The sequence below is a fragment of the Winogradskyella bathintestinalis genome, from assembly GCF_030407435.1.
Classification (GTDB): Bacteria; Bacteroidota; Bacteroidia; order Flavobacteriales; family Flavobacteriaceae; genus Winogradskyella; species Winogradskyella bathintestinalis.
The window spans coordinates 119031-128284 of record NZ_JASDDK010000006.1 but is presented as its reverse complement, the minus strand read 5'-3'; the positions used below and the strand labels follow the sequence as shown (position 1 = coordinate 128284).

The window sequence follows — 9254 nt, the reverse complement described above, 5'->3', positions numbered from 1 at the left end:
GTTGTGTTCCTGCAGGAGCATCAATAAACGGAGAGGCTGTTCTAAAGGAAAAATCGTCAATTAACAAATTGTCGTTAAGGTAAACATCTACAGTTTCTGCAGCTAAATCTGCTGAATTGTGAATGACTTGTACTCTTGCTGTATCTGGTGTTGTTGGTAATTCAACCAAAGCTCCGCCTGTAGGTAATGCTACCCATAGTCCGAATGCAGGACCGTTGCTGTTCATAGAAGGATCTAAAAATCCACTTGCTAAAACTGTAATCGCTAAATCATCTAATCCTAATGTGCTCAATGGAGCCGAATATTCTTCAACAACCGTTGCTCCATCAGCAGTAGACACGTTGATCGTATAATCTGCAGTTGGCAGTTCTAGATAATCGCTAAATTCAGGAAATGAAATATCATTTACCAAAACAGCTGGGCCAGTGGCTTCGTTGACGTCTACCATTGGTGCATCAGAAGCACCATGATGCACTAAAATATCTGTGTTCCCTGTGGTGTTTGCTGTTTCACGAGCTGTCGCAAAAACTTCAATACTAAAACTTGAAGGATTCGTATAACCTGATGCACTTACAATACCGTCCGCTACCAAAATATAGGTTTCGTCTGCTGCAAGTGTTGGTGTAATCTCATAAATAGCATCTGCCGAAGAAGTACTACCTTCTGGTGCTATTTCAATACTAAGTTGTGTTCCTGCAGGAGCATCAATAAACGGAGAGGCTGTTCTAAAGGAAAAATCGTCAATTAACAAATTGTCGTTAAGGTAAACATCTACAGTTTCTGCAGCTAAATCTGCTGAATTGTGAATGACCTGAACTCTTGCTGTTTGGGCAAAACTTAATAAAGATGTCATTAAGATCATCCCCATTAAAAAATAGTTGTTTTTTTTCATAATATGTTGGTGTTTTGTTTAATGTATGTTCAAAAATATTAAACAAAACTAAAACAGAAACAAAAATTATGTTAAAGTTTTTGGAAAATTGATTAAACAAAATAATTTTCGGTTTAATTTTTAATGGTATGAAGATTAGCGCGAATAAAAATTATTAAATAAATATGGATTGAATAAAAAAGGATGTTCTTATATTTAATCAAAATAATATCATGTCTATTTTTAAAAAAGATCCTTTACAAATTATTGCATTTCAAGGTTACGGCACCGATACTCACTTTTATGCTCGTGGACGTGCATTAGAGGATGAATCCATTAATTTAGAATCCCAAAAAATATGGCATTTGGCCATCAACACTTGGAAACGTTTTGAAACGGATGAGATTATAAATGTCGGAATCAATATTAAGCTACCAAATAATACAATTATAAAAGGTGTAACGGATAATAAAGGTTATTATAAAGTAGAAGAAAATTTGAAAAATTTAGAGGCACTAACCAATGAAGAAGGTTGGTTATCTTTCGAGTTATCCTATAATAATGTCAATATAAAACGAACGATACAAAATGAAAATCGATTTCCGGGTGAAATATTAATTCCATCCTCTAAAGCAAATTTTGGTGTGGCAAGCGATATCGATGATACTATTTTGCATACGGGTGTTGTTTCCACTTTAAAATGGAGAGTGATTTATAATTCCATTTTTAAAAACGCAAAAAGTAGATTACCACTAAAAGGGGCTGCTGATTTTTACCATCAATTACATCGTGGAGCATCGGGTGAGAATGCTAATCCAATTTTTTACGTCAGTCATAGCCCTTGGAATCTCTATCGTTATTTAGAACTTTTTTTAAAACAAAATCAATTTCCGAAAGGACCAATTTTATTACGAAGTTTAAGTAATTTTTTAAAAAAGAAACCAGAGGGAGAAAAACCACAGAAACAAAAAGAAATTCTGAATTTATTAAAAACATATCCAGAATTACCGTTTATATTAATAGGAGATAGCGGAGAGCACGATCCTGATATCTATATGGAAATCGCTGAAGAGTTTCCAGATCGAATTCTAGCCATTTATTTACGAAGCGTAAAACATAAAAAGCGAATGCTGCGCGTAAGAGGACTTGTTGAAAATTACAAAACTACCATGGTTTTATTGGTAGAGAGTAGTGAACAAGCCATAGAACATGCTCGCGAAAATGGTTTTATCGCTTCGTAAGTTTATAAAATACATAAGTAAAGAAAAAGAAAAAGAGTAAGTCGTTAAGACCGTAGATATTATAAAATATACCGGCCATAAAATCTTTATCATAAATCAATGACAACTCATTATTCAATATCCAATTGGTCCAAATAATGCCGTAAATAAGTTTTTCAATGGCGAATACAAGTACGAGCCATTTGACACTGTGGAAAGCTTTTGAAACTGATAAATACGCTAATCCCCAAATAATAATCATCAACAACCCGAAATTGGACATCACGGTTGGATCTGTATCAGTAAGTATGTCGTTAGTAAAGCATTTAGAAAGAAGTAACACGGCTATTATATTTATTAAGCCAGCAAGGATAAATCCATTAGTTATTTTTTTATCGCTCATTTGCTGAAATAATCATAAGTAGCATACTGTGCTCTTACTTTTGTTTTCGAATTTTCGACATAGGTATTACTTTGTTTAGCATCTATAATTCTTGCCTTTACATTGTCTGCAAGTTGAATGTGTATTAAATCACATATGGTTTTGTGTACATCTTTATCTAGAATAGGCGTAAGGACTTCAATTCTGTGGGTTAAGTTTCGAGTCATCCAATCGGCCGAGCCAATATACATGAGTTCTTCTCCGCCATTACTGAAAATATAAATACGTCCATGCTCTAAAAATCGATCGAGAATACTAATAACTTCGATATGTTCACTTTGATTTGCAATACCAGGGACCAAACTGCACATGCCTCTAACAATTAATTTTATACTTACGCCTGCATTATTGGCTTTATAAAGTAAATTAATCATGGATTCGTCTTGAAGACTATTCATTTTTAGAATAATATAAGACTCTTTTCCTTGTTGTGCATTTTCAATTTCTTTATTTACTAGATTCTCTAATGTAATACGGGTTGTAAAAGGAGAAACCAAAAGGCGTTTAGTTTTTGGAACAATGGTAACTCGTTGCAGCACCATAAATACTTTATTGAGATCTTTGGTGATTTTTTTATGAGCAGTCATTAGTCCAAAATCTGTATAAAGTTTTGCGGTCTTTTCGTTAAAATTCCCTGTACTTATGTAGGCGTAACGTTTAGTTTTATCTTCAACTTTACGTTCTATATATAGAATTTTAGAATGAACTTTTATATCTGGATAGCTATAAATTACTGTTGCACCATTGTCTTCAAAAATAGTGCCCCATTTAATGTTGTTCTTTTCATCAAAACGTGCTTTAACCTCAATAAACACAATAACTTCCTTGCCGTTTTTCGCAGCCTTAGCAATGGCTGTATTTAATCGTGATGTTTCTGCAAGCCTGTATAATGTCATTTTAATAGTTGTGACCGAGGGATCTTCTGCCGCGGTTTCTACTAAATTTATAACTGGTTCAAATTCTTGATATGGGTAATGTAGCAGTTGGTCTTTCTCGTCAATGGTGGCGAAAATGTTTTCAGAATTTGATAATACAGGATGCGGAAGCGGAGGTAGCGGTTTAAAATGTAAATCTTTATCCGTTGGATTAGGAAAGGAAAAGAAATCTTTAAAATTATGATGTCTGCCACCGTAAACCAAATCTGTATTGTAAATATCTAAGGCTTCTTTTAATACCTCTTGAAATTTTTCGGGCATGCGTTTATCAATCAAAACACGTGTCGGTTGACCTTTGTCACGCTTTGGTAAAGATGATTTAATTTTTTTCATTAAATCTCCAGAGAACTCATCTTCAATATATAATTCTGCATCTCTAGAAATCTTAAGCGCATAATAACGAACATCATCATCTTCATGAAGGTTACCAAGCCCATACTTTAAAATGTCATCGATAAACGTTATAAAATGTTTTCCGTTTTCTGATGGGAACGAATAAAAACGAGCTTCGCTTTCTGGAATTTTCACTAATTGTAGTGTATCTCCAGTTAAGGTGGTTAAATAGGAGGCTTCGTTTTCTACAAAGATGGAATCAGGCTTAGTGTGATAAGACACATCTAGGTTCAGAAGCGGTTTTAAAGTCTTTTTAAAATAAGCTTTGGCAATTTCTTTTTGCGACGGTGAAAATTCATGATAATCGATGAGAAAAATTCCTTCATCTTTCAGATCGGGTATAATTTCATTTTGAAATATTCGTCCAAACTCTTCTTGTTGTAAATGTACCTGTGCTTTTATTTCCTTTAAAACTTTATTAGGCTTGGTGATTAGCTTTTTTCGAAGCGGTTTTTCTAAACTTTTTATTTGTCTAATGTCTGAAACTCGAACCCTAAAAAATTCATCAAGGTTTGATGAAAAAATAGCTAAAAACTTAATGCGTTCGTATAAAGGATTGCGTTTGTCCGAGACTTCTTGCAACACACGATGATTAAAACGTAACCATGAAAGATCACGATGAAAAAATTTGGAATTATACAATTTCATGTGTTTATGTATTTTGTTTCTCAATGGTCAGATAATTCAACAATATAACCATTTCCATAGCTTTCAAAAAGTTGTTATGGATATTCAATTATTCAAAAATAAAGGTATAAAACTGAAATTGTGTTAGGTAAATGCTAAGGTTTAGAATAGGCCGTTTATTTGTGCATCAATTCTGTTTATAATATCACCTAAATCTTCAGGGTTAGCGACAAAATCGAGATTGTCAACATCGATAACTAGCAAATTGCCTTTATCGTATTTAGAAATCCAAGCTTCATAACGCTCATTAAGACGGCTTAAATAATCAATGCTAATCGTATTTTCATAATCGCGTCCGCGTTTATGAATTTGCGCCACTAAATTAGGAATAGAACTACGCAAATAAATTAACAAATCTGGTCCTTTTACAAAGGATTCCATAAGCTCAAATAATGAAGAATAATTCTCAAAATCACGATTAGTCATTAAGCCCATGGCGTGCAAGTTAGGTGCGAAAATATGCGCATCCTCATAGATAGTTCGATCTTGAATAATGTCTTTTCCACTATCGTGGATTTGATTGACTTGGCGAAATCTACTGTTTAAGAAATAGACCTGTAAGTTGAAACTCCAACGTTCCATTTGATTGTAAAAATCGTCTAAATAAGGATTGTCAACCACATCTTCCAATTGAGCTTCCCACTTAAAGTGTTTAGAGAGTAATTTGGTAAGCGTGGTTTTTCCTGCTCCTATATTTCCTGCAATGGCAACATGCATAATCTATTCTATTTTTAATTGGTAGTTACGAAGTAATTTTTCGTGGTAAATATACACCGATTCATTGGTTACCAAAAACTGATTTATTAACATTATTGGATGAGAAATAGGGTGGATTTCAGACTTATTTTTTTCTAAAATATAGAGTTGGTCTGCTTTCTTTAAAAGTAAATGGGCTTCGCTAAAGGCCAAACGATCGTAACCACTATTTTTTATTTTATGAAGTAAACTACCAAAATAACTATAGATATAAAGATGATTTTTAGTCAGTAAATAACAGTAATTATAATCGCTTTTTAAATCTAAGACTTCAGATTGAACGGGCACCGTTTTTAATTTTATTTTATTAGTTTTATAATCATACAATTCTAAATACTGAAAATCTTGGTTGAAGAGCCATAGCATATTATCGTATCCTGATGATACAAAAGATACATTTTTATAAGGTTGAATAGTATTAAAATCAATTCTTGAAATTTCTGCCAATCGATTATCTAAAATTACAACGGTATTAAAATCTCTATAAAATAAATTTATTTTTAACGGATTGAAAATGTTCGCAGAGGTTATTTCTCCCAACTGAAAATTAGCATAAGTAATTATGGTGTCTTGAGTTTTTTTATGAAAGGAATTGTTTTCGGAACTATAATATAATGTACCGAAAGTATCAATCCCGAAAATTACTTTGGCATCAAGCTGTATTGAATCTTTTAAGGTTGTAGTAATTTGTTTCTTTACTTCCTGTTGCGAAAAGCTAAGAAATCCGAAGAGTAGAAATATATAAATTAACTTTTGCATGAATGTAGATGAATAGGCTTGAAAAGTACGAAAAATGCAGCAATCTTGAACAAGATGCATATACGGTTTTTGAATCCTGATAAGTCTGTAATACTAAATAAACGTTTGAACCTGAATTGAAATTATAGGATGTTGAAAATTTATTTGATGAGATAAAGGCTATTTTGAGTGTACCTTTTTAATTGGTTTGTAGTAATTTGGGAATATCTAAAACAACAAGAATCGATATTGGTATAATTGAAACAATAACACAAACAAAGTCTAATCTTTAAGTAGAATACTAAAGCTCAAATACTTAACTAATAATTATTATATTGGTAAAAATTAAAAATCAATCAGATGACAACTTTAATTAAAATTACAATAATAATATTAGGAATGTTTACCGTAACTGCTAACGCTCAAGATTTTCAAGGTGTAGCAACCTACAAAACGCATCGCGATTTTGATATTAAAATCGATAGCACCAAAATGAATAACGCTATGCAAAAGCAAATGATGGAGATGATGAAGAAGCAATTTCGGAAAACATACATTTTAACTTTTGATCAAAGTTCTTCTTTATATAAACAAGAAGCAGAATTAGATAAACCACAAGTTGGTGGAGGGATTCAGATGTCTTTTGGTAGCAGTGGTTCAGATGTGTTTTACAAAAATATTAAGCGCAAAACTTACGCAGATCAAAAAGAAACTATGGGAAAGAATTTCTTAATCAAAGATTCTATTTCTCCAATTGAATGGAAACTAGAATCAGATACTAAGCATATCGGTGAATACATGTGTTTTAAGGCGACATACACAAAACAAGTTCCTAAAGTGAACTTTGATCTTAAGAGTAATTCAAAAATAAATGATGAAAATGAAGAGGATAAAGAACTAGAAATGGAAGAACGTATTATAACAGCCTGGTACACCCCTCAGATTCCCGTGAGTAATGGTCCTGCAAAATATCAAGGACTTCCTGGATTAATTTTAGAAATACACGATGGAGAACTAACTATTATTTGTAATAAAATTATCATCAATCCTGAAGATAAAGTAGAGATTGAAGCACCTACAGAAGGCAAAGAGGTTTCGCAATCAGAATACGATGATATTATGAAAAAGAAAACCAAAGAAATGTTGGAACGTTACGCACCAAGTAGAGGGTCTAAAAATGAAACTATCCATATATCAATAGGAGGTTAATAAACACGAACGTTATAATTTAATGTAATTATTTTACTAATATTAGTGTTAATTTTTTTGTTAGATAAATTTAATGTTTAATAAAAACGTATATTTGTTAAACAAAATTAACAATCATGAAATCACTTTTTTTCAAATTCACTGCAATTTTATTGACTTTAGGTTTATCGAGTCTTTCAGATATGGAAGAAAATATAAACACCCAGAGTTTTCAAGGTAAAGCTTATTATCTTTCAAAATCTAAAATGGATCTAGGTACTTGGGGATCTCGTTTAAGTGAAGGTCAGAAAAAGGAAATTGAAGCTCGTATGAAAAATAGGCTTCAAAAAAGCTATGTCTTAACCTTTAATAAAGAAGAATCATTTTTTAATGAAGAAGATAAATTAGACGCTATGTCTGGCGCTACAGATTCTTGGGGTAAAAATTTTGCGCCTGGTGATCAATATAAAAATGTTAAGACAAATTCTCAGATACAAAACCAAGAATTTTATGGAAAAAACTTTTTAGTTAATGACAGTTTACAGCCAATAACTTGGATAATGGGTAAAGAAACTAAACAGATAGGGAATTACCTGTGTTTTAAAGCTACCGCTTCTATTCCTAGCGATGAACTGACATGGTTTAATTTTTCTTGGAGCAAGTTAAGAAATACTAATTCTACAAAGGCAAAAACGGATAGTATACAAGGGGATTCTAAAACGGATGAAATTGCAATGACCGATGTTGAAGCTTGGTATGCACCTCAAATACCAGTAAGTCATGGGCCATTGGAGTATTGGGGACTTCCCGGCTTAATTTTAGAGGTGAGTTCAGGAAATACGACTATGTTGTGTACTAAAATTGTTATGAATCCAGAAGATAAAATGGAGATAAAAGCTCCTGAAAAAGGAACATTAGTCACTAAAATGGAGTATCAGGAAATTATAAGTAAAAAAATGCAAGAGTTTCGGAATAATAGGGGTGGCCGGGGTAGAGGATAAAACTCTTAACATAAGTTTAACTAATGCAAGTTTAACTTTCAGACATCTTTTGGGTCTTATACAAAATAAACTCAAAAATAAAGATGAAATTATCAGTTTTAAAATTTGCACTACTACTAGGTGTCCTAGCCGTTAGTTCCCTTTCTTTTTCACAAGATTTTCAAGGAAAAGCGTATTACCAATCCAAAACGACTATGGATATGGATGACTGGGGTGGACGTGAAATGAGCCCAGATCGAAAAAAACAAATCATGGAGCGGATGAAAAGTTTTTTGGAAAAAGAATATATCCTAACATTCACTCAAGCCGAGTCTATATATAAAGAAGAGGAGAAATTAGAAGCACCAGGAGGAGGTCGAGGTTTTGGAGGCTTTGGTAGTAGTATGACAGGCGGACCAAAATATAAAAATGTAAAAACGAAAGAAGTTATACAAGATCAAGAATTTTTCGGAAAGCAATTTTTAATAAAAGATGATCTCACAAATCTAGAATGGAAAATGGGTACTGAAACCAAGAAAATTGGTCAATACACTTGTTTTAAGGCAACAGCAACGAAAGAAGTTGATAAATTAGATTGGAGAAGTATGAGAAGACGTGGTAGAGATAATGATAAAACCGACGGAAAGAAAGATGCAACAAAAACAAATGATAGCATTAAGTCAGGAGATGAAGCTAATGGTGATCCTATGAGCGAAATCGAAGTGCCAAAAACTATTGAAGTAGTGGCTTGGTATACACCGCAGATTCCGGTAAATCAGGGTCCTGATGATTTTTGGGGTTTGCCAGGTTTAATATTAGAAGTGAATGCAGACCGTACTACAATTCTATGTACTAAGATTGTTTTAAATCCTGAAGATAAAGAAACGATAGAAAAACCAGAAAAAGGAGACCAAGTAACGCAAGAAGAATATAACGAAATCATCACAAAAAAAATGGAGGAAATGCGCGAGATGTATGGAGGCCGTGGTGGTCGAGGAGGTAGAGGTCGAAATTAATATGTCAACTAAGATTTTTCTATCACGC

Annotated in this window: 9 protein-coding genes; 4 read left to right on the top strand and 5 right to left on the bottom strand. The window is 32.9% G+C overall.

Features of this window, described 5'->3' with window-relative positions:
- The coding region (locus QMA06_RS14370; RefSeq protein WP_290207589.1) for a DUF4397 domain-containing protein at positions 1-892 on the bottom strand (892 nt) is incomplete at its 3' end.
- Between the two features lie 212 nt (positions 893-1104).
- On the opposite strand from QMA06_RS14370, the gene QMA06_RS14365 reads away from it, so the two are divergent.
- A complete protein-coding gene (locus QMA06_RS14365) occupies positions 1105-2112 on the top strand; it encodes an App1 family protein (RefSeq protein ID WP_290207588.1) in 1008 nt (335 codons plus the stop codon).
- On the opposite strand, the gene QMA06_RS14360 is transcribed toward QMA06_RS14365, so the two are convergent.
- From QMA06_RS14360 to QMA06_RS14345, 4 genes are all read right to left on the bottom strand, one after another.
- Entirely contained in the window at positions 2099-2434 is a 336-nt protein-coding gene (locus tag QMA06_RS14360) for a hypothetical protein (protein WP_318036609.1), read from the bottom strand. The genes QMA06_RS14365 and QMA06_RS14360 overlap by 14 nt on opposite strands.
- A gap of 56 nt (positions 2435-2490) precedes the next feature.
- On the bottom strand, positions 2491-4509 hold the full coding sequence (gene ppk1, locus QMA06_RS14355; RefSeq protein WP_290207586.1) for a polyphosphate kinase 1: 2019 nt from the start codon (positions 4507-4509) through the stop codon (positions 2491-2493).
- Between the two features lie 141 nt (positions 4510-4650).
- On the bottom strand, positions 4651-5265 hold the full coding sequence (locus tag QMA06_RS14350; protein ID WP_290207585.1) for a deoxynucleoside kinase: 615 nt from the start codon (positions 5263-5265) through the stop codon (positions 4651-4653).
- Between the two features lie 3 nt (positions 5266-5268).
- Positions 5269-6063 (bottom strand): hypothetical protein, encoded by a 795-nt coding sequence (locus QMA06_RS14345; RefSeq protein ID WP_290207584.1) that lies wholly within the window; start codon positions 6061-6063, stop codon positions 5269-5271.
- Between the two features lie 339 nt (positions 6064-6402).
- On the opposite strand from QMA06_RS14345, the gene QMA06_RS14340 reads away from it, so the two are divergent.
- The 3 genes from QMA06_RS14340 (at position 6403) to QMA06_RS14330 (ending at position 9226) form a co-directional block, all read left to right on the top strand.
- Entirely contained in the window at positions 6403-7251 is an 849-nt protein-coding gene (locus QMA06_RS14340; protein ID WP_290207583.1) for a GLPGLI family protein, read from the top strand.
- A gap of 116 nt (positions 7252-7367) precedes the next feature.
- Complete coding sequence (locus tag QMA06_RS14335) at positions 7368-8231, top strand: GLPGLI family protein (RefSeq protein WP_290207582.1); 864 nt, start codon at positions 7368-7370, stop codon at positions 8229-8231.
- A gap of 83 nt (positions 8232-8314) precedes the next feature.
- Positions 8315-9226 carry a GLPGLI family protein gene (locus QMA06_RS14330; RefSeq protein WP_290207581.1) on the top strand — a complete coding sequence of 304 codons (912 nt, stop codon included), beginning with the start codon at positions 8315-8317 and terminating at the stop codon, positions 9224-9226.
- Positions 9227-9254 lie beyond the last annotated feature (28 nt).